This is a genomic window from Streptomyces sp. NPDC048057, assembly GCF_040653095.1.
GTDB lineage: Bacteria > Actinomycetota > Actinomycetes > Streptomycetales > Streptomycetaceae > Streptomyces.
On sequence record NZ_JBEZNF010000029.1, the window covers coordinates 1 to 25,878 of the forward strand.

A 25,878-nucleotide genomic window follows, 5' to 3' on the forward strand; every position below is an offset into this window, starting at 1 on the left:
CGGAACGCGGTCCAACCGCGGCTTGACGGCTACGTCTTTGAACTCGAACCGCGTCTTTCATGGAACGAGGCACATGCGTCCGGCCCACCGCCGCGTTCACGCGTGAGGTGCTACCAGGCGCCCTCGCCCGGCACCAGCCGCCCCGCCTTGCGGTACTCGCGGCGGGCCCCCTGGAGCAGGTCCGCGGCCGTCACCAGGTCGTCGCGGCCCGCGGCGAGATACGCCGCCGTCACCACGGCGCTGCGGATGGAACCCCCCGCCAGCTCGAAACCGGTCGCCATCGGCCCGAGGTCGATCTCCTCGGCGCACGGCACCCGGGACAGGCTGTGCCGCCACAGCGCGCGGCGCTGCTCGACGTCGGGGAACGGGAAGTCGACGATCATGTCCAGCCGGCGGGTGAACGCCTCGTCGACGTTGGCGCGCAAGTTGGTGGTGAGCAGCGCGACGCCGTCGAAGGACTCCAGGCGCTGGAGCAGATAGGCGCTCTCCATGTTGGCGTAGCGGTCGTGCGAGTCCTTCACCTCCGACCGCTTGCCGAAGACGGCGTCCGCCTCGTCGAAGAGGAGCACGGCATCGGTGCGGTCGGCCTCGGTGAAGACGCGTTCGAGGTTCTTCTCCGTCTCGCCGACGTACTTGTCGACCACCGACGACAGTTGGACCACGTAGAGGTCCAGGCCCAGCTCGGCCGCGATGACCTCGGCCGCGAGCGTCTTGCCGGTGCCGGAGTCCCCGGCGAACAGGCCGAGGACGCCCCGGCCCCGCCCGCCGCCCGCGCTGAGCCGCCAGTCGCCGAGGACCCGGTCCCGGTGGCGGGCCCGCAGGGCGAGTTCCCGCAGGTTGTCCAGGGGGGAGTCGGGCAGGACCAGGTCCCGCCAGTCCACGGCGGGACGGATCCGGCGGGCGTGCTGCTCCAGCCCCGACGTCGACTGCTGGCGGGCCGCCAGGCGCAGGTGCACGGGGGCGAGCGGTACGCCGTCGAAGCGGGCGAGGCCCTGGGCCGCGCTGGCCGCGCGGGCGATGGAGTCGCCGCCGAGGTGGTACGGGGCGACCGTCGCGGCCAGGTCGAAGTCCGGTACCTCGCCGAGCGCGGCCGACCAGACGCGCACCGCGTCCCGCGTCCGCCCCTGCGGGGTCTCCAGGACGAGGGGGTCGCGGTCGCACCAGTGCGGGTCGTACGGCAGCGGACTGACGATCAGTACGGGAACGTCCTGGGCCGCGGCCAACTCGGCCACCACGCGCGCAGGCTGGTCGCCCAGGTCGCTGACGACGACCGCGCGATTGAGCAGCCGCGCCTCCAGCAGGACGCCCGGGATCCGCTCCACGGGACCCGAGAAGCTCAGGGCGGCGACGTCCGCGGCGTGCAGGGCCGCGGTGACGGCGGCGAACGCGTCGCCCGCCCGGCCCTCGCGGACGTAGGCGGTCAGCGGGGCGCCCGCGGCGAGCCGCGCGGCCAGCCGGTCCACGAAGCGGCTGAACTCGCCGTCCCGACCTGGCTCCTCGGGCGACTCCTGCGGGGGCGGCAGCGGACGCAGGTGCCCGGCGAGGGCCGCCTCGGGGGTGTCGTCGCCGAGGAGATGGGCCACGAGCCGATCGGGTACGCGCAACGACCGGCTCAACAGGGGGCGTTCCGGCTCCTCCACATCGAGCAGTCCGAACGCGCGCAGCGGGGCCGTGGGGTGCAGCCGGGCACGGGCGTCGGCCTGGTGACCGGGCACCCCGCACAGATCGAGGGCGAGGGCAACGGTCGCCCGCCGCCGGCTGACGTCGTCGTTGAGATAGCCGTACAACGGCTCGAAGCCACGCTCCAGATCGGGAGCGAGGGCGATCAGCAGCACCTCGGAGTCGAACGCGGTCAGCCTAAGGCGCGCGGCGAGGGAGGCCAGCCGGTCCCTCAGCTGCCCCGAATCCTCGGGCCGCGGGACGTACCGTGGCTCTGCCGGCCGTAGCAGCCGCTGCACGGACTCGTGCGACAGATACAGGCCGCGCAGCGGATCGTCCGCCGTCGGGTCGTCGGCGGCGCGGTGGTCGACGAGCAGCGCGACGCGCTCCCGCAGGACCGCGAGCCGATCGAGGAGGAGGGCGGCCGGCTCGGTCTCCGTGCCCCCGTCCGCCGGGGCCGTGAGCGTCATGTCGCCCGGCCCGGACGGCGGTTGCGGCGGGCCGCGGCGCGGGCTTCCCGGGCCGCGGTCACCTGCCGCGGCCGGTGCGCGCGTTCCTCCTGCGGCGGTGGATCGCCGTTCAAGGACCGCAGCCGGACCGCCGCGCCCTCGGTGACCGGCGGGCCCGCGTCGTAGTCGGGGCCGGCCACGAAGGGCGCCGTGATCACCAGGTCGAGCGACGGCTTGAGTTCACCACCGAGCGCCGACCAGATGTCCGCGAGCGACCGCGACTCCACCTGGCCGCCGGCCACCGTCAACGGCACCGTCAGGCCCAGCGCCCCGAGGGACCCGGGCAGGTCGCGGGGGGCCAGCATCTCGCGGGGCAGCAGCGTCGCCAGGACCGCCGACAGCAGCCGGTGCTCGTCCTGCGGCTGCCGCGTCCAGGCCGTGAGCAGGTACGAAAGGCGGAACCAGCGCGGCGCCTGCCGATGGCGGACGGTCATGTCCCGTTCGTCGCGCACCGGGAGGTGGCCCCGCTGTCGGCGGCTGACGTCCTCCCGGATGTCGTACAGATACGCGTTGATCGTGGGCGCGTTGCGGCGCGCGGCCCAGTCCCGGGTGGGCGCGTCAAAGGCGACGTCGATCCCCGAACCCGTCAGCGCGCCGCCGCTGAGCAGCCCTTTGAGGACATCGTCCACCTCGTGGATCACCGTCGAGCTCCCCGCCGTCGCCGAACCGGGGACGTACCCCGCACACCGTCTTTCACCGCAGTAGATCCTGCCCCCGGCCCCGCCCGCACCCGCAGGCACGCCGGGGAAGGCGCCGGGGCACAACCGCGTTGCCTTAACGCCCCTCTGATTGCCCGTCTGATCAGATGTAGCCTTCACGCAGGGCATGTGCCACGGCGTGCGCTCGATTGCGCAGGTGCATTCGGGTGGTCAGCCCGTGGATCACGTTCTTGACAGTGCGTTCGGAGTACGACAACTTGCCAGCGATCTCTTTGGTGTCCAGCCCCTCGGCGACCAGCCGCAGGACGTCCACCTCACGCGGGGTCAGCCCCGACAGAGGGGCACCGGGGCGACCGGCGGTACCCCGGTGCAAGGTGCCCACCCGGTTGATCAGCCTGCCCAAGAGGTCCGCGGGCAGGTCCCCGTCCCCACGGGCAGCCGCGAGCACCGCCTGCACCAGCCGGGTGGCGGTGGCCTCGTGCCGCCACACGATGGCGCCGACCCCGCACTCGATCACGTCGAGCAGCTCCGTCTCCCGCAGTGCCCCCACCACGAGCACCGCCCTCGTGCCCTCGCTGCGCACCAACTGGCGCAGCCGGGTCAGGGCGCCCTCGTCCAACGCGTCCTCGACGAGCAGTGCCACCGTGCCCGGGCCCGAAGCGGCCCCCTCCCGGATGACGACCTCCGGGGACAACCGCAGCTGGCTCAGCGCCCCGGCCCGCGACAGCGGGTCCCGGGAGTGCACCGCCACGGGAATCGGATCCGTCGGATCCACCACCCCGAAACGCTCGGAGGTCGAGGTGCGCGATGAATTGAACAAACGTCCCCCCTGGGTCGTACTCCAGTGCAGATGCGCGCCGCGCCGGCAGAACGGACGGACCGGGCGCACCCTCCACGTTCCTCGGGGGCACGGTGTGGATGCAACAGTCACCCACCACGAGCAGCACCACGAGATCAGGGCCGCAGCGACCACGACGGTCGGGCCGAAACCACGGGTTCGGACCATCGACGCCCGCCCTCTTTCGACGCCACCGCCACCGCCTCTCGCCCACCGACGCACCCGACCGTGTCCGACGCCCCGCGCGGCGTCGCGCCCGGTAGAAGGAGGCAGCAATGTTCGAACCGCGGCGTGACCGGCCGCGTGAACACCGGGAAGCCGCCGCGCTGTTGGCGGACGGGGCGGCCCGGGCCAGAACGGGGGAGGGGGGACTGGTGCTGGTGCGCGGGGCCACCGGCACCGGCCGCACCACCGTCCTGGACGCGGCGGCACAAGACGCCGCTGCCCACGGCATGCGGGTGTTACGCGCCCGCTGCGCGCCCGGCGACACCAACATCCCCTTCGCCGCCGCCCTCCAACTCCTCGGACCGCTGCCCGAGTTCGTGGGCCAGGACGCCCACGCCGGCGAACGGGAGCGGGCGGCGCACCTGTGGCGGGCGCTGTCGTCGTACGCGGCGAAGTCCCCGCTGCTGCTCGCCGTGGACGACGTCCACCTCGCCGACGCAGCCTCGCGCCGCTGGCTGGTGGAGGCCGCCCGGCACGCGGACCGGCTGCAACTGCTGCTGGCCGTCACCGAACGCAGCCAGTACGACGTCGACCCGCCCGTACCCGGCTTCGCCCACTCCTTGCCGCCGGCCCGGGTGCGCACCCGCACCCTGCCCCCGCTCGCCCCTGCGGTGGCGGCAGGACACGTGCGCAGCGCGTTCCCGACGGCCCCCGACGCATGGGTCGACGACTGCGTGCGCGCCGCTGCGGGCAGCCCGTTGCTGCTGCGTGCCCTCCTCGACGACCTCGGCGCGCTCGGGGCGCCCGGCCGCAACTCCACGATCCCCGACACGGCCGCGGCGCTGTACCCGGGGGCGTACGCCGCTGCCGTCCAGTGGTGGCTGGACAGCGCCGGCCCCGGCACGAAGGAGGTGGCGCGTTCCCTCGCCGCCCTCGACGAGGGATGGGACCACGCCGCCGTGGCGGCGGGCGGCGGCCCCGACTGCCCCGCCAAGGGATTCGGCCCCCTGCTCGCCGAACGGGCGGGCGCCGACCCGGCGCGGGTCACGGGCTGGCTGACCGCGGCGGCCCAACTGGGCGTGTTGTGCCTCAGCGTCGAAACCTGCCGGGACTGCTCCGTGTGCCTCGCCGCGCCGGCCGTGTCCGCCGCGCCCGTTGCGTACTCCGCGTCCGCCCCCGTGCCCGCGAGGGCGCACGTGCGCAGCCGTCAGCTGCCCGAACGGCGCGCGTACGGCGCGGACCCGCACCCTCGGGGCGGTGTCCGCCGACTCCACTACGCCCACCCCCTGCTGCGGGACGCGGTGCTCAGCGGAGTGCCCACGGCACGGCGCCGGGCGGCGCACCGGGCCGCCGCCGAAGCGATGGTGCACTGCGGCGCGTCCACCGGGACGGTGGCCCGACAGCTCCTGCTGGCCGCACCGGTGGGCGCCACCTGGACGCCGTCCGTGCTCCGCGAGGCCGCCTCGAACGCCGTGCGCGCCGGGCGCTCCGACGACGCCGTCGCGTTCCTGCGCCGGGCGCTGGACGAACCCCTGTCCGGCGGTCAGCGACAGCGGCTGCTGACCGAACTGGGCTCCCTGGAGTGCGCCGGCCAGGAGTCCGCGGCCGGCATCCCCCGGCTCCGCGAGGCGCTGCGGCTGCCCGCCACTCCGCAGGACAAGGTGCGCGCCGCCGTGGCCCTCGGGACCGCGCTCGGCTGGCGCGGCAGCACCCGCGCCGCCGTGGAGGTGCTGCGGACGGTCGACGGCGAACTCGCCGGCCGCCCCGAGGCGGTCGGCCCCCTGCGGACGGCGTCCATCGTCCTGTCCGACCAGGACCAGACGGTCCGCGAGGAGGTGCACCGCTGGTTGTCCAGCGCCGACGACCCCTCGTCGGAGCCGGCCGACCCGGCGCGCCGGGCGCTGCGCGTACGGTACGAAGCCACCGCGGCCGTCACCTCGGCCGACGAGGCGATGCGACGGCTGCACGCCCTTCTCGCCGAGCCGGCCGACCCAGCGACGGAGCCCTTTTTGCTGGGCACGGCCGCCGCGGTCGCGCAGTGGGCCGACCGTCTCGGCGAGGCGGAACGGCTGGTGGAGCGGGGCTTGGCCGGGCAGCGGCGCGACCTGCTGAACCCGATGCACGACGCGCTGCTCAACGTACGGGCTGACATCGCGGCGGCGCGGGGCGAGTACGCGCGCCTGCCTGACGAACCGCCCGTCGAGGTGCCGAACGGCCCGACGAACGTGCATGCCCACACCTTGATCGCGTTGGTGGAGACCGAACGCCCCACCGAGGCTGCCCGGTTGGCGAACGGTTTCGACTTGGGGGCGGCGCCCGATTCCTGGGAGCTGAACCGCTTCCTGTACGCACGGGGCGTGCAGCGTGCCGCGGTGGGCGACCAGGCCGGTGCGCTGCACGACTTCCTGGAGTGTGGTCGGCGTCAGTCGGCTCGTGAGGTGGTGAGTCCGGTGGTCACCCCGTGGCGTTCGGCCGCCGCGGAGTGCCGACTCGCCCTCGGTGGTCCGGACGAGGCCCGGGAACTGGCCCAGGAGGAACTGCGTTTGGCCCGGGTGTGGGGCACGCCTCGTACGGTCGGTCGTGCTCTGAGGGTCCTCGGCACCGTCACCGGCGGTCGCAAGGGGTGGGAGCTGGCCGAGGAGTCTGTGCTTCTGTTGCGGGACGCGCCCGCCGCGGTGGAACGGGAACTGGTGGCCGCCCTGATCGCCCAGGGTCGGCTGCTGGCTGCGGTCGCTGACGGCTCGGGGGGACGCTCACGGGCCCGTGACAGTCTGCGGGAGGCGGCCGACCGGGCCGAACGTCTGGGCGCCACCCGCCTGCGGACCCTCGCGGAAGCGGCCCTGCGCGACAGCGGCGCCCGACGCCCCGCCGTCGCCCGCACTGGATCCCGTTCCCTGACCCCCAGCGAACGCCGCATCGCCCGGCTCGCCCTCGACGGCCTCACGAACACGGAGATCGCCGCCCGGCTGTACCTGGCGCGCCGCACCGTGGAGACCCATCTCACCAGCACCTACAAGAAGTTGGGCATCCGCAGGCGGTCCGAACTGAAGGAGGCGCTGGACGGAGGGTGAGGGGGCGGCGTCCCCGTTGCCCCGGATCCCCTCAGATGCCCAGCCCCAAGCGCTGGGTGCCGATCACGGACAGCAGTTGGAGCGCCCGTTCCGCGGGGGAGTTGGGTTCGGCGGTGTAGATGACGACGCGTTGGTCCCGGTCGGCCACGTCGCAGTTGAGGGTGACGGGGCCGAGCCGCGGGTGGTTGACGGTCTTGCGCAGCGCGGGTTCGGCCAGCACGTCGTCGTGGGTGGCCCACAGCCGGGCGAACTCCGCGCTGCCGGCCAGGAGGTCGCCCACGAGAGCGGTGACCTCGGGATCGTCGGGGTAGCGCGCGGCGGCGGCACGCAGCTGGCGCGCCGCGCTGCGGGCGAACGCCTCGACGTCGGACAGGGCGTACATCTGCTGCGACCGCGGCGCGAGGAAGGCGCGCCGCACCAGGTTGCGTTCACGGCGGCCTGCGGGCGGCGCGAACGGCTCGGTCCTTCACCGTCGGGAGAAGGTGACGCCGGTGCCGCGGCGCTCGTTATGACGGCATGAGAACGATGACCCGGCGCGCCGGGATCCGGTCCGCCCTGGCGACGGCGGCGGCCGTGGCGGCGACCGTGACGCTGGCCGCGCCCGCCGCTCCGTACACCGCACCGATCTTCGACCAGCAGGTGCTGGAGCGGACCAACGCCCTGCGTGCACGACACGGCGCCCCGCCGCTCGCCCTCGACGCGACGATCAGCAGCTGGGCCCAGGAACGGGCCGACCACCTGGCGTCGATCGACGACCTCCAGCACCGGAGCAACGACAAGTACGGCGAGAACGCCTCCTACGCCTGGAGTTCCACCGGCGCCACGCCGAGCGCGGCCGACGTGGTGGACGGCTGGTACGGCCAGGTCACCGAATACGCCTCCTACGGCCGTGAACCCGACATGAACACCTTCTCCCGATGGGGTCAGTTCACCCAGGTGGTGTGGAAGAAGTCCGCAAAAATGGGCGTCGGCAAGGCGACGGCCGCGAACGGCGGCACGTACGTCGTCGTCAACTACGACCCGCCGGGCAACTACCGGGGGCAATTCGCGGCCAACGTCCTCGCCCCGAAGTGACCGCATGACCTCGTCGGGTCGACAGCGCGTCGACCGCGGAAAGGCCAACCGCGGGCCCCGCACGGCCGTTCGCGGACACGACCGCCGATATCGGTGGGCGCCTTGCGCTCCTCGTCAATGCGATTGCCCGGTGCAATCATGGACCGATGGATAACGTGAACATCACTGCTGGGCAAATTCAGGCGTTGCTCGCACTCGGTGAACACGGCAGCTTCACCCGTGCCGCTGAGGCGCTGGGCCTCACGCAATCGGCTGTCAGCCGCACCATCGCCTCGCTGGAACGCCGCCTCGGCGGACCGCTGGTGCGACGGGAACGCCACGGCGTGCACCTGACCGCACTGGGTCAGAAGGCTGCTGTCCACGCCCGCCAGGCCATGGCGCACCTACGGGTCATCGAGGAGCTGGCGGAGAGCAGCAGGGCGCCCCAACTGCGGATCGGTGCGGTGGCCAGCGCCCTGGTGCAACTCGTGCCCACCACCGTGGAAAGACTGCGTCGCGAGTGGCCCGACAGCAGGGTCCTCGCGGTACAGGGCGACGACGACGAACTCGCCGCCTGGCTCGCCGCCGAGACCATCGACCTGGCCGTCACCACCCAACCGTGCCGCGGTCCGCGCACGCAGACGGAGGCGCAACTGGAGATCACCGACGACCTGCTCGCCGTACTGCCCCGACTGCACCCGCTCACCGGCAGGGACCGGGTGCCGCTCGCCGACCTGGTCGCCGCGGGGGTCGCCGACCCCGGGGGCACCTGCGGGCCGCTGCTCGCCGAGTGGTTCGCGGCGCACGGCGTGGCCTGGCGCCCCGACCACGTCGTGCGCGACGTGTCCACGGTCCTGGCGATGGCCACGGCGGGGATCACCAGCGGGGTCGTGCCCGCGCTGGCCGTACCGCTGCCGTCGCCACCGGGCGTCGCCCTGCTCCCCCTCGACCCGCCGGTGCAGCGCACCCTTTACATCCGACACGCGGCGGGACACCACGAGGCGGCGCTCCTCGCCCGCATGCTGAGCGCGGCGTCCGCCGTCGGGACGCACCGCGCGTCCGTTCCCCCCACCCCCTGTATGCCGACGGTCGCATGCGAGGCCGCGGCCTTGAGCATCCCGTACGGACATCGGTCCGACGCCCGGGTGTGACCGGGGGCTCCGTCCCGGCTCGACGGCCGCCGCGCCCACCGCACCGGGCGTAGCGGGCCACGCCTCACCGTTCACCCCGTCATCGCGCGGAGCGCACCTCCGCGGCGACGGCCGCCACGATGGCCGCGGCGCCCAGCAGGACCGGCGGATGGAACGGCTCGCCGAGGACCGCCACGCCGACGAGGTACGCCACCACCGGCACGGCGTACGCATAGGTGCTCACCAACGCCACCGGGGCCGTGGTGAGCAGCCAGTTGTAGAGCACGAACCCCGCCAGCGAGTCGACGACCACGAGATAGCCGAACGCCGCCCAGGCGCTGGAGCGCACCGGCGTCGCCACCAGCTCCTCCAGTTCCCCGCCGAGCGTGCCGAGCACGAGCAACAGCAGCCCGCCGCAGACCAGTTGTACGGCAGCGGCGGCCCGCGGGTCCGGCAGCGACGAACGGGACGCCCAGAGGGTGCCGACCGCCCAGCTCACCGCCGCGGCGACGACCAGCAGACCCCACGCTGACCAGCCGAGCCCCCCGCCGGCGCTCGTCAGGAGCACCGCGGCCACGCCCGCGAAGCCCACCAGCAGCCGCGCCATCCCCGCCCGGGTGGGCCGCTCGCCCACCGCGCTGCGCAGCAACACCACCCACAGCGGCGTCACCGCGACCAGCAGCGCCGCGGTGCTCGCGTACACGTACTGTTCGGCCACCGCGACCGAGCCCTGCGCCCCCAGCAGGAAGGCTCCCACCCCGGCGCAGACCGCGTACTGCCCGCGGTCCAGGGTGCGCAGCAGGTGCGGACGGCTCGCGGCGAGCACCACCCCCGCCGTGAGGAAGATCGCCCCGGACGAGATCAGCGGCGGCAGGGAGGTGACCATGACGCGGATGGCCGGGAACGACGACCCCCAGCACAGCCACAGCCCCAGCATCGCGCCGATCACCACGGGGCTGACGGGCCTTGACGACATCTCGGACGCACCGGACACGCGCTTCAGTAGATCGAAGCGGGCTCAGCGAGTCCAACGATCTTTTCTCATGGCCCCGGACGGAAAAGTCATGACCGCAGGCAGCCGCCGCTGAGCACCTGCGGGGAAAGCCCGTGCTACCGCTTGCGGAAGAAGAAGGCCCCGTACCGGTACCGGGGGTCCGTCCAGGTGCGCAGCAGTTCGCAACCGAGCGCGCCGACCTCCGCGCACAGGGCGTCGATCTCGAACTTGCACGAGTAGTCGACGACGATCGTGTCACCGGCGGCCAGTGAGAGCTGGGCGTTCAGCGACCCCAGGTCGATCGTCTGCGGTTCGGGACTGTGCAGGTGCACCTCGATGCGGGCGTGCTCGACGTCGTAGCGGGCGAACTCGTGGAAGCGTTCCAGCGGGAACGACGCGCCGTACAGCCGGTTGAGGTGGATCAACCGGTTGAGCCGGAAGTCGGTGTGGGTGCGGTCCGTCGGCGGATCGTTGTACGCGTGCTCCAGCATCGACTTCGACTTGGTGAGGTCCGCGGTCACGAAGAAGTACTCGCCCGCGCGCAGCTCGCCGCAGATCAGCGCCAGCAGCTCCAAGCGCTCCTCGGGCAGCATGTTGCCGATGTTGCTGCCGAGCGCGGTGACGCAGCGGCGGCCGAAGTCCTTGCGGGACAGCGCCGTCAGGGTGCGCTCGTAGCGGCCGACGACGCCCGTGACGCGCAGCCCCGGCACGGTCTGCGACAGCGTCTCGAAGCTGTGCCGCATCATGGACGCGCTCACGTCCAGGGGCACGAAGTGCGGATCGGCGTACTTGGCGCAGGCCCGCAGCAGCACCCCGGTCTTCTTCGCGCTGCCGCTGCCCAGCTCCACCAGCGGGCCGCCGGCGACGGTCTCGGCGATCTCCGGGGCGACCACGTCGAGCAGGGCCTGCTCCACCCGGGTCGGGTAGTACTGCGGAAGACGGGTGACGTCCTCGAAGAGGCGGCTGCCCCGGTCGTCGTAGCCGTAGTACTCGGGGATGCGGGGCTGGGGGCGGAAGAGGGTGCGGGACAGCAGGGTGCTGTCGGTCCAGAGGTTCTCCTCGCTCTCCACGGCTACGACGTCGAACGTGGCCTGCGACAAGGGAGTCTCCTTAGGTTGCTGCGGTGTGCGTCGCGCGCCCGCCAGGGACTTAGGCCGTGCGGATCGGCGGGATGCCCGGGACGCGGTCGTCCAGGCGGTAGCGCATCACCGGGGGCGTACGGGTGAGCCAGAAGTGGCCGTCCAGGTCGGTCCAGTCGCACAGTCCGGCCAACTGGGCGGCGTAGGCGATCGCCCGGGCGGGTTCCAGATAGCAGCCGAGCATCGGCGCGGCCCCGGCGGAGCGCAGCAGCCGCAGCGCCTCCAGCGCGGGGAACAGCCCGCCGAAGCGCATCAGCTTGACGTTGGCGCCGTCGGCCGTGGCCGCCGCGCGCTCCGCGTCGGCCAGGGACTCGACGCCCTCGTCCAGGACCACCGCCGTGCCGGGCAGGGCGGACCGGATCTCGGGGAGCAGTTCGGGTACGTGCACGGGGTCTTCGAGGACCGCCGGCGCCACCTCGGCCACCAGCGGGCACAGCCGCCGCCAGTCGGCGCCGCTCCAGGCCCGGTTGGCGTCCAGGACGACGGGGCCGGGCACGCCCACGAGGCCGTGCAGGACCTCGGCGTCCCGCGGCCCGCCGAGTTTGAGCTTCACGGGTCGTACGTCGTCGGGGACGGCCGCGTCGATCGGGACGGTCCGCATCAGGTGCACGGTGCCGGGGTCGGGCAGGTCCAGCAGCCGCCACAGGGGCCGACCCGCGCGGCGGGCGGCCAGGTCCAGGAAGGCCATCTCGACGACCATGCGCGCCGGGCCCGACACCGCGGCGCCCTGCTCGCGCAGGACGGCCGCGACGGTCGCGACGTCGTCCGGGTCCGCCCGGCCGGCCAGGTGGGCGGCGAGCCCTTTGGCCTCCCGGGCGATCGCCGCGGAGTCCTGGCCGTGTTCGAGACCGGTGGCGATCTCCCCGGTGCCGCACTCGCCGTCGAGGTCGACGGTGAGGCTGACGATGTCGACGCTGGTCAGCGTGGCGTGGGCGAACTGGAAGGGGCGCGGCAGCGTCAACGGCGCCACGCGCACCGCCGTCCGCGCTTCCGTGGGTCGGGTCATCGTTGCCCCGCCGGTACCGCCGCCGGGCTGCGCAGCACGTACACCCGGTCCTTCAGCTCCCGTACGGCGCGCAGGTCGACCTCCAGGGACTCGGCGCAGGGCGCGGTCATGAAGACGCGCAGCGGACTGGTCACCAGGTCGACGGTGGGGCGCAGCAGTTGACCCGGGCGCAGCTTCACCCCCGTGAAGTGGACCGACGGCAGGGCGGAGATCGCCGCGACGGCGGCGTGGTCGACGGCCGCCACGACCCCCTCCCGGGCAGTGGAGGTGCTGTGCACCACGGCCGGCTGGCGGCGGGTGTAGCTCCGGCCGCCGTAGCGGCGCAGGAACTCCCCGGGCCGGGCGTGGGCGAGGGCTGTGAGGTCGGCCTGGTTGGCGCCCAGGCACACGTCGTGGAAACCGGGGTGCATGTTGCCGTTCAGACGGGCCCCGACCTCGACGAGCGCGGGCCCCTGCGGACCCATGATGACCTCGGAGTGCGCGGGCCCGTGCCGGATGCCGAGGACGTCGAGGACCCGGTCGACGTAGCGGACCAGGGCGGGCACCACGGGCGCGTCGTGCGCCAACAGCACATCGCGGTCGTAGATCCGTCTGCCCGCCGGGGTGGTGGTCTTGACGTACTCCCACACGCCGCAGACGTAGCGGCTGCCGTCCACGCTGACGGTGTCCACGATGTACTCGGTGCCCGGCAGGAAGCTCTGCACCAGGACCTCGTCGTTGGCGTCGTGGAACAGGTCGCGGGTGCCCAGTACGGCGGCGGACGCGGCCTCGACCTCGCGCGGGCCGGGACAGATCGCCACGTGGTCGGTGGACGCGGAACTCAGCGGCTTGACGACGACGGGCCAACTGCCGTGCCGCGCCGCCCAGGCGACGGCGTCGCCGGCCGTACGGGCCTTGGTCTGCCGTGCGCAGCGCAGCCCCGCGGCCCGCAGCGCCTCGATCATGGCGTGCTTGTCGCGTCGGGCCCGGGAGCCGGCGGCGCCGTTGCCGGCGAGGTGGAGGCGCTCGGCGAGCAGATCGGCGAGGACGACCCCGGGCTCCTGCCCGGCCAACACGGCGACCGGCCGGTGCTCGCGCAGCGCCGCCACAGTCACGCCGACGTCGTTGGGACCGGCGCAGACATAGCGGGCCGCGTACTCGTGCAGCGCGGGGGCCAGCACGGTCGGGATCACATCGGTGGTGCTCTGCACGTGGACCACGTCGACGCCCAGGTCCGCGAAGGCACGCGGGAGGAAGTTCCCCGTGGAGTATCCGTCCACGATCACGGCGGTGGGCCGGGGCGGCGGACGGCCAGCAGGACTGCCCATGGAAACGCTCCTCCCATAGCGCGGACCGGAAAGAGAAGAAGTCCGGCCCGTGAGTATGACTTTCCCTCATGTGGACGTTCGTATTACTCATGCGCACTGGATGGTTTGATCCACCACCGGGACCGCCGGTCCGATTTTCGAGTCTGGCAGGCCGGGGAATCGCGTGTAAAGGGCATGCTCGGCCCCGAGTAACCGAATTGGCCGATTGCCGTCGCCCACTCCGGGATTGCATCCCGCCCCGCCCGTCATCTTGCGTACCGTCAGGGGAATCCCCTAGCTTGGCAAGTCATGCGATAGGCGCAGAAGATCTCCGCGCGTTGCGAACCGGCTTGCGCGGCACCTGCTTCGGCGATTTCCCGGCCGAGTGCGGTTCGATCACGCGTGATGGGCATGCGGAGCGCCTTTGGGGCGCCTTGACATCACGTCTGTTTCTGTCGCCTTTCCGCGCCGGGAATTCCTTTTGCCGCCCCGGAACCCGGCCCCGGATCCCCGCCCGGGATTCGTTGACCGGCCCGCCGCCGGACCCACCGCCCGTACCGAAACTCGGAGGACACGTCGTGAGCACCGTCCCCCTCACCCTCCAACGTGCCGTAGCGGCGCCGGACGACCTGCGCTTCGACCGATCCGACGGACTGCGCAGGGCGCTGCACGACGGCGTCTTCGCCCTCGCCGTCCCCGACGACCTGGATCTGCGCCCCGGGATCACGCTCTGCCGCGAGTTCCACCACCCGCCGCAGGGCGACCCGGTCGGCGACGCCTACCGGGGCTTCCGCGACCGTGTCGACGTGTACTTCGACCGGGAGGACTTCCAGGTCGAGCACGTCCTGACCGACGCCGCCGCCCGCACCCGCCACTTCCCCGCTCCGCTGACCGCGATGGTCGACCGGATGACGGAACTCGCCCTGCTGGTCTTCCGCACCGCACTGGTCGAACTCGGCATTCCCGGCTCCATGTGGCGCCACGTGACCGGCGGCGCCGTCGACGGACTCGGCACGCACTGGTTCGTCGCGCACCACTACCGGGGCCACCGCACCCAGGTCGGCTGTGCCCCGCACCGGGACACCGGATACGTCACCGTGCTGCACGCCCAGCAGCCCGGGCTCGAAGTGCGGTCGGACGGTGCCTGGATCCCCGTGGACCCCGTACCGGGACACTTCCTCGTCAACTTCGGCCAGTCCTTCGCGATCCTGACCGAACGCCTCCCGCTGCGCACCACCGCCGCGCTGCACCGCGTCCGCGAGTACCGCTCCGGCCGCCCGGGCGCCGACCGGATCTCCTTCGCCGCCTTCGTCGACCCGCCCGCCACCGGAGTCCTCAGGCGGATGCACCCCGACGGCTCGGTGACGGCGGCCGTCGACATCGAGGAATTCCTGCGCGCCAACAACGAGTCCACCTGGAGCGACCACGAAGGCTTCGGCGTCAGCACCTCCCGGCAGAGCTGATCGCTCCGCGGGCAGTTCTGCCGCACGGCTTTGCCGCACAGGAAAGTGATGTGCGGGGGGAGTATCGTACGAAGTGTGCGCTCCATGGAGACGCCGCCACGTCGGCCGTGACGCGGAAAGCACGTGGCCGGTGCCATGGAAGGCTGCCGAGACGAGCCACGGCACCAAGGACGCGTCGAGAATCCCCGTGAAGGGTTCCGTCCGGTCCGCACCCCCGGCGCGTTTCGACGGCGAGTGCCCACACATCCCGGATGACGCCTGATGCGTCACCCATCGGATCGGCTAGGTCACGACGATGGACGGTGCCTGGACGTGCGACCACTGCGGGGCCGACGCACCGCAGGACGCGCAGCGCTGCCGCGAATGCGGCCGACGGCTTCCGGCGTACGACGAGAGCGAGGACGGCACCACGAGGGTGCGGCACCGGCCGCGGAGGGTGCACGTACGACCCGAGACACCGCCGGAGGAGACGCGCCCCGACGCGTCACCGCCACCGGAGCCGCCGCCGAAACGGCCTCCCGAACCGCCCCCCGAACGTCCACCCGAACGCCCTCGTGAGCGGCACCGCGACGACCGGCCCCCGCCCCCTCCGTGGCGGCCGCCGATCGAGCCGCTGTCGTCGGGGCCCGGCCGCGTCGAGGGCGTGGCGCGCAACGTGCAGATGCGCACCGAGACCCGGGGCAGCAGCGGCAACACCAGCACGACCGTCGTCTGCAACTTCCGCGTGGAGATGTACGACCGCCACGGCCGCCCCGTGCGACTGGTCCCCGTCGAGATGAGCGGCAGCTCGTTCCGGGGCGCCGTCACCGAAGGGGACCGGGTGCGCGCCGAGGGCAAGGTCAAACGCGGGACGCTGCGGGTCAACCGGCTGTACAACCTCACCACCGGCGCGGAGGTCACCACCGGAAGCCCGCACTGGGCCCTGGTCACCCTCGTCGTGCTGCTCTTCGCCGTCTGGGTGCTGATCCTCATCTTCGTCCTGTGACGCCCGGGCGCGGGGGCGCCGACCCCTGCCGCGCGTCCTCGGCCTACCGTCGGTGCGGCAGCGGCATCCGCAGGTCCACCAGGCGGAAGTCCCCGTCGCGCGGATCGATGTAGGCGAGCGGGGCGTAGTGGTAGGCCACCCCGTGGGGGCGGCGCCGCAGCGGCTCGCCCTCCCGGTCGCGCGGCCACTCGACGCCACCGGTCAGCACCCGCGCCGGAACGAGCCAGTAGTCGCCCCGACGGTAGACCCGCGGCCAGTCCTGCCCGGACGAGAAGCGGATCTGCACGCCCTCCTCCAGCGTCAGCCACGTGCCCTCTTCCACGGGGATGCCCTCCTCGCTGCCCCCGTACGCATAGCCCCAATCGCCCGAACCCTGGTCCCAGCGGCGCAGGAAGGGGTGCAGCGACCGGCGCCGGCCCGTCCTCGCCTGGCACGGGTCGTCCGCGGGGTCGGTGTCGAGCTCGACCTGGTATCCGGCGTAGTCGATCGTCTGGACCCGGTACAGCCGCCCGCAGTCCGTGTCGGGCCGGTCCCACGCCCCGCGGCACACCTTCGCGTCGTCGACGAGCTCCACCACGTCGCCGACGTCCAGCCCGAGCTTGTCGTCCCGCCCCAGCGTCTCCAACTCGACCTCGACGCCGCGGATGTCCCGGATCGGCAGCACGACCGAGCCGTTCTCCCGCGACCACTTGAACGTCGCCGTCTCCGCCGTGCCGCCCCGGTGCACCTCGACCCGGTACAGCTGGTTCTCCGGGCCCCGGTAGCCGAAGGACGACGACGCGTCGTCCGACTCCGTGTCCTCGTCGGGGCGCTGGGCCCGGGCGGCCAGCAGCGCCCGCGGCTCGAAGTCCTCCCGGATGCGCTCCCGCAGGAAGCGCGCGGCGCTGCGCATGTCCGGCGTGAAGGAGCCGCGCTCCAGGGGGAGTCGGCACACCTGCCACACCACGCGGGTGCGCGCGGTGGTGTCCGGACCGCCCGGCCCGAGCGCCACCTCGCGGATCCAGGGCGCCTCCACCGCCGTGATCAGACGCTCCCACACCCGCAGGTACACGAGGAACGGCCCGGACGGCAGCCGGTCGTCCTCGTCCTCCGGGTCGAGGTGGCCGTCGGGCTGGTCCCAGTAGTCGGTGCCGTCGCACTCGCACAGGATGCCGTCGACGTACATCCGGCCCGGCGCCACGCTGAAGGTGTCCCCGTCGAAGCCGTCGACCCCGAACCCGCCGAGGGCGTCCTCGTCCTGGTCCGGCGGGTACGCGGCGGGCCCCAGCAGATCGGCCGCGAGCGTCCGCACGTAGTGCAGCAGGATCGCCGTCTGCTCGTTGATCTCGGAGTCGAGTTGGACGCGCCCCTGCTGGGAGAGGACCGAGGAGAAACGTCGGGCGGGGTCGAAGAGTACGCGGGAGAAGTCGCCGTGCATGGTTGCTTCCTGCCTGGGCCGAGGGGATGGGCGGGGCGGTGGCTGGGACCGTTGTGGCGGGGCTCAGGTGACGAAGAAGAGCCCCGCGTCACAGCCGGCGGGGGTGTACTCCTCCAGCCGGGTGCGGAGGTTGTCCTCGCGCTGCGGCTCGAAGAGGTCGTGGAAGACGCCCGGCTCGCAGCCGTGGGCGCCGCCGCGCCGGATCTCCCGGGCACAGCCGTCGGCGAGTCGTGCGTAGTCGGGCGAGCCGTACCGGGTGGCGGCGAAGCCCACCACCACCCGCTCGGGATCACCGGTGTGGTCCGGCTCGCAGTGGAAGCGGTACGGCGTGCGGGAGCCCGGCGGCAGCCAGCAGAACCGGAAGGATCCTTCCTCGCACCGCTGGACGTGCACCTCGCCGTCCAGCAGGCAGTTCTCCACCACGTCGACCGCACGGACGTGCACCGCGCCGAGGACCGTGGTGCGGCGCGCGGTGAGGACGGCGCCGGCGGGCCCGTCGCCCGGGCCGCCGATCGCCGTCGCCCCGCGCCGGGTGGCGTCCACGACGCTGTCGCAGATGTCGACGCGGTTGTCCTGCCCCCCGTCGACGGTGAGCGCGCCGACGATGCTCTGCTGGATCTCGACGCGCACCGGGCTCTCGACGACGTCGAGTCCGGGCGCGCCCGGCGCCAGCGGCGTGCCACCGGCCGCCAGCAGCCAGCCCGGGACGAACGTGCAGTGTCGGACGACGAGGTGTGCCACTTCGCCCCGCACCCGTACGCAGCCGCCGGACACCACCAGCCCGTCGAGGACGATCCGCGCCGTCGGACTGCCGCTGCCCGTGATGGTCAGGGCGCGCTGACGGTCGCCGCCGTGCCGCCCGGACAGCCGCACGACGGGCCTCATCCCGTCCGCGGCGCGCAGGATCAGGTGGTCGCCGGGGTCGAGGACGATGTCGGTGAGGTCCTCGTACACCTCGTTGGTGTGGATCTCCACGATCGCCACCGACTTGTCGGACGCGTCGGAGGCCGGCTGCTTCTCCGCGCGCCACTGGTCGAGCGCGTCGGCGATGCTCGGGTGGCGCCGTTCGGGCCCCACCTCGTAGTGCTTCGCACCGGGGGCCGTCGGAGGCGCGGGGCGCGGGTACTCGCCGCCGCCGATGTCACCGGAGAAGGCGTGGTGGTACGTCACCCGTACGCCGGAGGCGGGCGCCCTGCCCGCCGGCAGCATGAGCCGACCGAGCACGGGATCGACCAGGACCTGCCCCGGCGCGGGGCTCGGGTTCCAGTCGGACAGGTCGGCGGCGACGATCCGCTGCGGCTCCACCACGTCGGCCGGGTGGCCCGGGCCGGTCCACACACACAGGCTCCGGCCCGGCCCGTAGAAGTCGTACGGCCGGTCGGCCAGCGCCCGGCGGCTGATGGGCTGCGGCACGTTCGTCACGTCGGCGACGTGACCGCTGGACGACTCGGGCACCGGGGAGGTGTACAGGGGGGTGTCGACGGCCAGCACGTTGAAGGTGTAGCAGGCCCGGTCGCGGTCCAGGCAGTGGGCGGGTGCCCGGGTCACCGACTGGGCGCGCAGCCGCCACAGGTGCAGCCCGACGGACTGGACGCCGTACCGGCCGGCGCGGTGGGTCGAGCCGGCGCGCGGCACCTCCACGGTGCGGGCGAACGCGTCGAAGGGAGTGCCCAACTCGTCCAGGCGCCCGGCGCGGCGCACGTCCACCAGCCCGCCGCGCTCCGCCCTGCGACGGGCGTCCCGGCCGTCGGTTGAGTACCGCCGCACCGGCTGGGTGCGGCAGAGCAGCCGGTCGTACTCGACGACCCGCGCAGGCCACCCCGTCACCCCGGACGCCAGGTCCTCCAACAGGGCCAGGGACCCCTTGCGGCGCCGGTGCGCGACCGTGTCGGCGACGTCCCGGCGCGGCACGGCGGCGGCCGGCAGCCCGGTGGCCCGGGACGTGTCGTCGGACAGGGCGGCGGCGATGTGGGGGAGCGTCTCGTACCCGACGAGGTCCCCGAGGTAGGGCACGACCCAGTCGTCGCAGGTCTCGATGAACCAGTTGTCGTACAACTGCTCGATGTCGTCCTGGACCACGGCCACCTGCTCGGCGACGATCGCGAGCAGTGCACGCAACGGGCCGCCCTGCTCGGCGTCGCGCCTGCGGTGCACGGCGGGCAGCAGCGCGTACAGCTCGTCCGGGGTCATGGAATCCTCCGAAGGATCAAGGACCCGGGCACGGCCGGGTCCAGCAGGACGAGTTGGGCGGGGCGCAGCACCAGCCGCGGGGGCTTCAGGGGGGCCTGGTCCCCTGCCCCGCCGCGGCTGCCGAGGACGACCGTGGGGGCGTGCGTCGCGCTGCGCGCGGGTGCCGGGGCCGGCGGGGCGGGCTGCTGCACCGCCCGCGACCCCGCCGGCAGGGCGGATACGCACGGGTCGACCTCGTACGACGCGGCGAGGTGCGCCACCTCGCCCGGGTCGGCGTCCTCGGGGACGCCCTTGAAGGCGTCCACCCGGACGAAGTCGACACCGGAGACCGCGTGCGCGGCGGCGATCACCGCGCTCAGGTACACGGGCCGGGTCAACTGCGCCTCGGCGAACCCCAGCCGGGCGAACAGCGCCGCACGGACCCGGAACTCGACCTGCTCCGGCAGGTGCCCGGGGATCGCGCGGACGCCGAGCCCCAGCGCCAGCCGGATCCGTTCGCAGGGCTCCACCCGCACGGGCAGCGCGGGGTCGCCGAAGCGCCGGAGCGCCGCGCGCAACTCGACGAGCAGGGCGGAGGAGGCGTTCAGCGGGGCGTCGTCGGACGCGGCGACGGTGACGTGCACGACCGGGCGTCCGCCGTCCTGACAGCGCCGGGCCGCCGCCTTGTCCACGCCGGCGAACGCCCGGGTGAAGGACTCGTAGTCGCGCACCGACACCAGCCGGTCGAACGCGGCCAGCCGCAGGGGGATCGACCGGCGCAGCTGATCGGGGCCGTCCGCGTCGGCCCCGCCGGTCGCGGGCAGCGGATTGCTGACCCCGCTGACGCCGGGCGGGCGGCTCACCACCTGACTGATCCGCCCGGCCGCCACGTTGCCGGCGCGTCCGCCGCCGCCGATGCGGTACCGGGCGGTGACGTTCTCGACCCCCGAGGGCAGCCGGGCGCCGTGCACCCCGTCGCCGAACTCCACGGCCGCCCTCCCGTCGGAGCCCGCGCGCAGCCGGAACACCTGGGCGGCCGGGCCGGCGTCGCCCAGATCGGGGGTGCGCTGCCACGCCACGCCGTCGACGCGTACGGTCAGCGCCTCCTCGCCGCCCTGGGCCGTGGCCGACGGCAACCACACCAACGGGCCCTGCCGCAGCGGCAGGACCTGCCCCGCCAGGCCCGAGTCACCGCTGCCGAGGACCTCGTCGACCGTCTCGCCCGCGGTCGCCGCGACGACGTTGCCGTACACGACGACCGTGTCCCGGCGGTAGCGGTGCGCGAGCGGCGCGGTCAGCGACAGCGTCGTGCCCGCGCCGTCGTGATGCAGGCCCGCGAGGACCGCGAGTTCACAGCCCGCCGCGCCGCCCGAAGCGCCCTCGGCGCCGTCCGTACGCTCCCCGGCGACGATCAGCAGCCGTCCGGGGGCGAGCCCGTCGAGCACGCCGTCCAACAGGAGGGCTTCGCCCGTCACGTCGTCGGGGTCGGGCGCCGCGGCGAGGGCGATCGGCTCGCCCGCGGCCCACACGGTCGTGGCGCGCCGGGTGGCGATGTCGTCGCAGTCCTCGGTCCACGGCCCCGCCAGCCGCAGCCGCGTCACCCGTACGCCGTCGACGTCGTTCGCCACCGACAACTGGTCGACGTCGACCACCCGGACGACCCGGACGCGGGGGCGGCCCACCACCCGCACCGCGAGCCAACTGCCCGGCTCGATCTCCTCGTGCACCGCGTCGAGCAGCAGGACGTTCGCCGCGAGCGGGGCCGTGCCGTCCGACCGCGGCTGGACGGCGGCGCGCAACAGCCGCCGCACCCTCTCGTCGTCCGGGACGGAGGCGCCCAGCGGGGCCGCGGTGACCCGGAAGCGTTGGACGGCCGGACGGGTCACGGTCTCGGGGACGGGGACGACGGATGGCGCCGCCTCGTCGGCGGGGCCCTTGGCCAGGCGGCGAACGGCGTGCTGGACCGTCGCCAGCCGCACCGCGGCCCGATCGGCCAGCGCGTCCGCGTCGGCCCCGCCCCCGAGTTCGGCGAGCCGCTCGCGCAGCCGGTGCAGACCCCGGTCCAGCAGCGGCGCGAGCTTCTGCGGGTCGCGCAGTTCCTCAGCGCGCTCCCGCAGCCCCCGCACCAGACTCAGCAGTTCCTCGAAGGGGCCCCGCGAGTGCGCCCGCCGGGCGCCCTCCTCCATGTCCTCCTGCAACGCCTCCACCGCACCGTCCAACTGCCGCGTCGCATCCGGCACCCGCAGCCGCACGGCCGTCCGCGCACCCGCGGGGTCCGGTTCCACGGCGGCCACCACCCGGGTCACGTTCAGACGGGCGTCGGGATAGCTGAACAGCAGCCGGTCACCGGGGCGCAGGGTCGAGGCGACCCCGTCGACGGTCACGGACGGAGCGTGCACGGCGTCGTCGGCGTCGAGCCCGGCCGGGCGGGTGGTGCGCACCGGCAGCCGGCTCCACTCGGCGCGCGCGGTGAGGTCCCTGGCGGTCTCGAAGACCAGGGGCAGCCCGCCGGGCTCCGGCTCGCTGCGCACCTGCGAGCCGGCCGCCACGACGCACGACGCGCCGGCGTCCAGTAGGTACGCGAGGTGCACGGAGGCCGCCAGCGCCGGGCGCGGCCGATGGCCGACCAGCTGCCCGAGCCGGACCAGGGACTCGTGCTCGGTCGCGGTGAGCAGGAACCCCTCGTTCGCGATCCGCTCCTGGTAGAAGGTCAGCACGTCGCCGACCACCGCCCAGGCGTCGAGCAGCGCGATCGCCGGGTCGTCGGGCTCCCGCGTCGTCAGCGCCGCCAGCCGCCCCGAGCCGACCTGGGACAGCCGGGCCAGCATCATGTCCAGGAACTGCCGGTGCGTGCCGGCGAGATACGCCAGCGCGGGCAGCCCGGGACGGTTCCACACGGGTGTCGCGTACGACTCCGGCTCGCTCATCGCCCACCCCTCATCCGCAGCACCAGCCGCCCGCACTCCGGGCGGGTGTCGTCGCCGTCGAGCCGCGGGATCTCCAGCGGGCGCATGCACAGCTCCCCGGACAGCGGCACGTCGCGGTCGTCGGCTTCGGGCCCGCCGGAGCGGAGCCGGCGCAGCAGCGTCACCTCCGCGTGCAGCACGCCGGGCACCGCCATGCAGGCGGCGACCAGCGCACTGGTCCGCACGGGGGTGCCGAAGGTGAGCGCCGACGGGTCGAAGAACCCACCGTCCCCCGGCAGGAAGCGCTGCTGGAGCGCTTCGCGGACGTGTTCGGTGACGTGGTGCGGATCGACCAGCACGTACAGGGCCACATCGAGCGGCACCAACCGTGCGGGATGAGTGAAGACCTCGTGGCCGATGCGGCGGTACAGGTGCAGGGCCGTGCGTACGTCCGTCAGCAGCGAGGGCGGTGGCACCGCGCACCCCTGCGGGTCCACGGCCACGTCGGCCTCGTACCCGCTGCCGTTCCAGCGCAGCGTGGCGGCGGCCCGCTGCACCCCGGGCACGGCCTCGGCGAGCACGGCGTAGTCGTCGGCGGTGACCGCGCGCAGCAACGTGCGGAAGGGGGCGCTGGGCGCGGCGAGGCGCACGTCGGCCACCGGCTCCGGATCGGTGCCGCCGGTCGCCGGCACCGGGTTGCGCACCCGGGTGACCAGGCCGTCCAGGGCCCCGTCGCGGTGCACGACGCGGTTGACCGTCTCGCTGCCCGCGTTGCCGCCGCGGCCGTTGCCGATCGCGTACTCGGCGCGCAACTTCCCGTACGGGCGCGGCGCCTGGCCGTAGCGGTCGTCGCCGAAGCGCAGGGTGAGCACGCCCTCGTCGTCGCTCTCGCACAGCACGTGCCGATCGCGCGGGCCGCTCTCCAGCAACGTCCGGCGCGGTGTCCACCGGGCCGTCTCGTCGTCCGTCGCCACCAGCTCCAGCACGGGGAGCGCTTCGCGGGCGTCGGGGCGCAGGGCCGTGCTCACCGGTCCGTGCAGGGCGGGATTGTCGGGGCTCAGCTCCGCGGCCGCCTGCCCGCCCCAGGTGCGTTCGATCTCCCAGCCGAGGTCCACTTGAGTGAGGACGCTTCCGCCGGCGACGCGGTGTGCGAGGACCTGCAAACGGCGCAGCTGGGGGGCGAAGACGTCGTCGAAACGGGCGAAGAGGCGGCAGGCCGGTTGCGGGCCGTCGAGGCCCGAGGAGGCGCAGAGCGACTCCAGCAACTCGCGGTCCTCGGCGGGCGCTTGCGTCTCGTGGTGCCGGTCGCGCAGCAACTCGCGGGCCCGGGTGGCGAAACCGAGCAGGTGCTGCGCCTGGGCTGCGGCCAGGTCGGTCGGGCGGGGGTGCGGCGGGGCCCAGGTGACCGGCGCGCCGCGCAGCGTCGCCGTGAAGGGGCGGGCCGTCCGCTTCACATCCACGGTCTCACTCATGTCGTGGTCGGGCAGCCAGGAGTTCTTCAGCCCGTGCTCGACCAAGAGGGCGTTGCCGCGGGCCACCACGGTGGAGTCCTGCCGGCCGTCGGATCCGGTCGGATTGCCCACCCACAGCGGGAAGGCGAGCGCGTCCTCCTCGGCCCAGGCGATCTTCACCACCGGTGTGCCGTGGTCGGCGTCGAAGTCCCGCACCGCATGGGTGAGCCGCACGGCCTGCCGGTGCCCGGGGTCGGGCACGCCGCCGGGCGCGGGCTTCTCCTCCAGGACGAGGAGGTCACCCGGCGTGAGGAGCAGCTCGCGGTCCTCGTCGAGGAGGGCGGCCCGCGTGGTGCCGACGGGCAGGGGGAACGCGTCCTGCCCCCACCCCCACAGCGGGATGCCGTTGTGCTCCGGCCGTAGCGACACCACCCGCTGTTCCAGGGGTCGGTAGACCGTGTGCGCGCCCGGGGCCAGGGCGCGGAAGGGCAGCACCGGGCCGCCGCCCGGGCGCAGCGGGTCCTCCGGCAGCGCGACGAACGCCAGGTCGCACGTCTTCACCTCCTTCCGTACGGACGTCTCCAGGCACACCACCGTGCGGGCCGCGCAGCCGTCGTGCATCGGATAGCCGACCAGCCGCGCGTGCCGCCGCACCGAGGTCCGCAGCCGGGCGGTGTCGAGGTACGCCTCCGTGGCGACGGCGTCCTGCTGGTAGCTGAGCCGGTCGCCGACGTGGGCCAGCAACTCCACCAGGGTGATCCAGAGATCGGGGGCGTGGGGCTCGTTCCACTGCGGCAGGGTGAGGGACAACCGCTCCAGGACCAGCCGGCGGAAACTGGCGTAGTCCTTCGCCAGGTAGTCGACGACCGCAGCCGCCCGGGCCGGGGGCCGGTGCGCGGCCGGAGCGACATCCGGCCGGCCGGCGGTGGGGCTGAAGGTGAAGGCGGCCTTGTCGTACGCACCGTGGAAGCCGGCGCCCAGGACGCGCAGCCGGTACGTGGAGTCGTCGCCCGGCCGGTCCAGGAACAAGTCGAACCGCTGGGTCGGGGCGCCGTCCTGGGCGTGCCCCCCGTGCGCGGGGGCCACCCGCAGCACCCGGATCCCGACGACCTGCTGCCCGCCTTCGATCACGAACCGCGTACGGTCGACCCTGGGCGGCAGCTCACCGACGAAGGCCACGGTCAGCGTGCGGCGGTCCGGGTGCGCCCGTACGTCCTCGATGCGGGCGGGGCCGTTGCGGCGCTGCTCGATCACGGTCATGGGCCGCTGCCCCCGCTCACGGTCAGGGTGCGGCTCTCCCCGGTGGCGTTCAGGGCGTACGCCACCCGCACGTGCAGCGTCGCCTCCTCGGCGGACACGGCCAGGGACTCCACGGTGAGGACGTCGCCCAGCCAGCGCTGGAGGGCTGCCCGGGCCGTCATCTCCAGGGTCGCGGCGAGTTCGGGGCTGTTCCCGGCGAACACCAGGTCCAGCAGTCCGCAGCCGAAGTCGGGCCGGTTCACCCGCTCCCCGGGACTGGTGAAGAGGACGAGTTCGACCATGTCCCGGACGTGCTCGGCGTGCGGGACCGTCGCCGTGCGACCACGGCCGTCGACGCGGAACGGGAAGGCGATGTCCACCGCGCTCACATCCCCTGCACCCGAGGTTGGACGGCCAGCACCAAAGGGGGATTGGGCGGCGGAGTGCCCACCCCCATCGCCGGCGCCGTGCCGGTCGGGGTCGGCTGGAGCAGCACCGGCAGACCGTTGACGAACACCCGAGCGGAGGTCTGCAACCAGACGACGCTGGTGCACGGTGGCGCCCCCGCCGAGGCGGCCGGGAAGCTGCACCCCGCCACCAGGAAGGTGTCGGCACTGGTGAGCACCGGATTGGTGCCGACCAGCACGCGCTGCTGCACCGGTGCGGGGACGGTCACGAGACCGGGCGGATGGGCACACATCATCGACGCGCCGAAGTGGAGGAGGAATCCGGACATCGC

The 25,878-nt window shown here is 73.7% G+C and carries 18 protein-coding genes and 1 pseudogene; 5 read left to right on the forward strand and 14 right to left on the reverse strand.

Going from position 1 to position 25,878, the window contains the following annotated elements:
* Window positions 1-110: 110 nt before the first annotated feature.
* From AB0E05_RS28810 to AB0E05_RS28820, 3 genes are all read right to left on the reverse strand, one after another.
* On the reverse strand, window positions 111-2,129 hold the full coding sequence (locus AB0E05_RS28810) for an ATP-binding protein (RefSeq protein ID WP_361968714.1): 2,019 nt from the start codon (window positions 2,127-2,129) through the stop codon (window positions 111-113).
* Window positions 2,126-2,809: a DUF4255 domain-containing protein gene (locus AB0E05_RS28815; RefSeq protein WP_361968716.1), complete on the reverse strand. Its 684-nt coding sequence runs from the start codon at window positions 2,807-2,809 to the stop codon at window positions 2,126-2,128. The genes AB0E05_RS28810 and AB0E05_RS28815 overlap by 4 nt, the downstream gene beginning before the upstream one ends.
* A 160-nt stretch (window positions 2,810-2,969) precedes the next feature.
* Window positions 2,970-3,605: a response regulator transcription factor gene (locus AB0E05_RS28820; protein ID WP_361968718.1), complete on the reverse strand. Its 636-nt coding sequence runs from the start codon at window positions 3,603-3,605 to the stop codon at window positions 2,970-2,972.
* A gap of 335 nt (window positions 3,606-3,940) precedes the next feature.
* On the opposite strand from AB0E05_RS28820, the gene AB0E05_RS28825 reads away from it, so the two are divergent.
* A complete protein-coding gene (locus AB0E05_RS28825) occupies window positions 3,941-6,901 on the forward strand; it encodes an AAA family ATPase (protein WP_361968720.1) in 2,961 nt (986 codons plus the stop codon).
* A gap of 31 nt (window positions 6,902-6,932) precedes the next feature.
* Here AB0E05_RS28825 and AB0E05_RS28830 read toward each other — a convergent pair.
* Window positions 6,933-7,337, reverse strand: a pseudogene (locus AB0E05_RS28830) (transcriptional regulator); the annotation flags it as partial.
* 80 nt (window positions 7,338-7,417) lie between these two features.
* Here AB0E05_RS28830 and AB0E05_RS28835 point away from each other — a divergent pair.
* Window positions 7,418-7,975: a CAP family protein gene (locus tag AB0E05_RS28835; RefSeq protein ID WP_361968722.1), complete on the forward strand. Its 558-nt coding sequence runs from the start codon at window positions 7,418-7,420 to the stop codon at window positions 7,973-7,975.
* A gap of 146 nt (window positions 7,976-8,121) precedes the next feature.
* The gene (locus tag AB0E05_RS28840; RefSeq protein WP_361968724.1) at window positions 8,122-9,105 is read left to right on the forward strand and encodes a LysR family transcriptional regulator; all 984 of its coding nucleotides are present in this window, start codon (window positions 8,122-8,124) and stop codon (window positions 9,103-9,105) included.
* Window positions 9,106-9,184: 79 nt separating this feature from the next.
* On the opposite strand, the gene AB0E05_RS28845 is transcribed toward AB0E05_RS28840, so the two are convergent.
* From AB0E05_RS28845 to AB0E05_RS28860, 4 genes are all read right to left on the reverse strand, one after another.
* Entirely contained in the window at window positions 9,185-10,078 is an 894-nt protein-coding gene (locus tag AB0E05_RS28845; RefSeq protein ID WP_361968726.1) for an EamA family transporter, read from the reverse strand.
* 116 nt (window positions 10,079-10,194) lie between these two features.
* Window positions 10,195-11,178 (reverse strand): L-histidine N(alpha)-methyltransferase, encoded by a 984-nt coding sequence (locus AB0E05_RS28850; RefSeq protein ID WP_361968728.1) that lies wholly within the window; start codon window positions 11,176-11,178, stop codon window positions 10,195-10,197.
* 49 nt (window positions 11,179-11,227) lie between these two features.
* Window positions 11,228-12,223 carry an enolase C-terminal domain-like protein gene (locus AB0E05_RS28855; RefSeq protein WP_361968730.1) on the reverse strand — a complete coding sequence of 332 codons (996 nt, stop codon included), beginning with the start codon at window positions 12,221-12,223 and terminating at the stop codon, window positions 11,228-11,230.
* Window positions 12,220-13,530 carry an ATP-grasp domain-containing protein gene (locus AB0E05_RS28860; protein ID WP_361968732.1) on the reverse strand — a complete coding sequence of 437 codons (1,311 nt, stop codon included), beginning with the start codon at window positions 13,528-13,530 and terminating at the stop codon, window positions 12,220-12,222. The genes AB0E05_RS28855 and AB0E05_RS28860 overlap by 4 nt, the downstream gene beginning before the upstream one ends.
* 557 nt (window positions 13,531-14,087) lie before the next feature.
* Between AB0E05_RS28860 and AB0E05_RS28865 the strand changes: the two genes are divergently transcribed.
* Entirely contained in the window at window positions 14,088-14,972 is an 885-nt protein-coding gene (locus AB0E05_RS28865) for a 2OG-Fe(II) oxygenase family protein (RefSeq protein ID WP_361968734.1), read from the forward strand.
* A 643-nt stretch (window positions 14,973-15,615) separates the two neighbouring features.
* Window positions 15,616-15,957: a hypothetical protein gene (locus AB0E05_RS28870; RefSeq protein ID WP_361968736.1), complete on the forward strand. Its 342-nt coding sequence runs from the start codon at window positions 15,616-15,618 to the stop codon at window positions 15,955-15,957.
* A 43-nt stretch (window positions 15,958-16,000) separates the two neighbouring features.
* Here AB0E05_RS28870 and AB0E05_RS28875 read toward each other — a convergent pair whose 3' ends face one another.
* The 6 genes from AB0E05_RS28875 to AB0E05_RS28900 all read right to left on the reverse strand — a co-directional run bounded on the left by AB0E05_RS28875 (window position 16,001) and on the right by AB0E05_RS28900 (window position 25,875).
* Window positions 16,001-17,374 carry a DUF6519 domain-containing protein gene (locus AB0E05_RS28875; protein ID WP_361968738.1) on the reverse strand — a complete coding sequence of 458 codons (1,374 nt, stop codon included), beginning with the start codon at window positions 17,372-17,374 and terminating at the stop codon, window positions 16,001-16,003.
* A 63-nt stretch (window positions 17,375-17,437) separates the two neighbouring features.
* Window positions 17,438-19,564, reverse strand: a complete 2,127-nt coding sequence (locus AB0E05_RS28880; RefSeq protein ID WP_361968740.1) for a hypothetical protein — start codon at window positions 19,562-19,564, stop codon at window positions 17,438-17,440.
* Complete coding sequence (locus tag AB0E05_RS28885; protein ID WP_361968742.1) at window positions 19,561-22,470, reverse strand: putative baseplate assembly protein; 2,910 nt, start codon at window positions 22,468-22,470, stop codon at window positions 19,561-19,563. Before AB0E05_RS28885 ends, AB0E05_RS28880 begins: the two co-directional genes overlap by 4 nt.
* On the reverse strand, window positions 22,467-25,160 hold the full coding sequence (locus tag AB0E05_RS28890; RefSeq protein WP_361968744.1) for a putative baseplate assembly protein: 2,694 nt from the start codon (window positions 25,158-25,160) through the stop codon (window positions 22,467-22,469). The genes AB0E05_RS28885 and AB0E05_RS28890 overlap by 4 nt, the downstream gene beginning before the upstream one ends.
* Complete coding sequence (locus AB0E05_RS28895; RefSeq protein WP_361968746.1) at window positions 25,157-25,528, reverse strand: GPW/gp25 family protein; 372 nt, start codon at window positions 25,526-25,528, stop codon at window positions 25,157-25,159. The genes AB0E05_RS28890 and AB0E05_RS28895 overlap by 4 nt, the downstream gene beginning before the upstream one ends.
* Window positions 25,525-25,875 carry a hypothetical protein gene (locus tag AB0E05_RS28900; RefSeq protein WP_361968748.1) on the reverse strand — a complete coding sequence of 117 codons (351 nt, stop codon included), beginning with the start codon at window positions 25,873-25,875 and terminating at the stop codon, window positions 25,525-25,527. The genes AB0E05_RS28895 and AB0E05_RS28900 overlap by 4 nt, the downstream gene beginning before the upstream one ends.
* Between the last annotated feature and the right edge of the window lie 3 nt (window positions 25,876-25,878).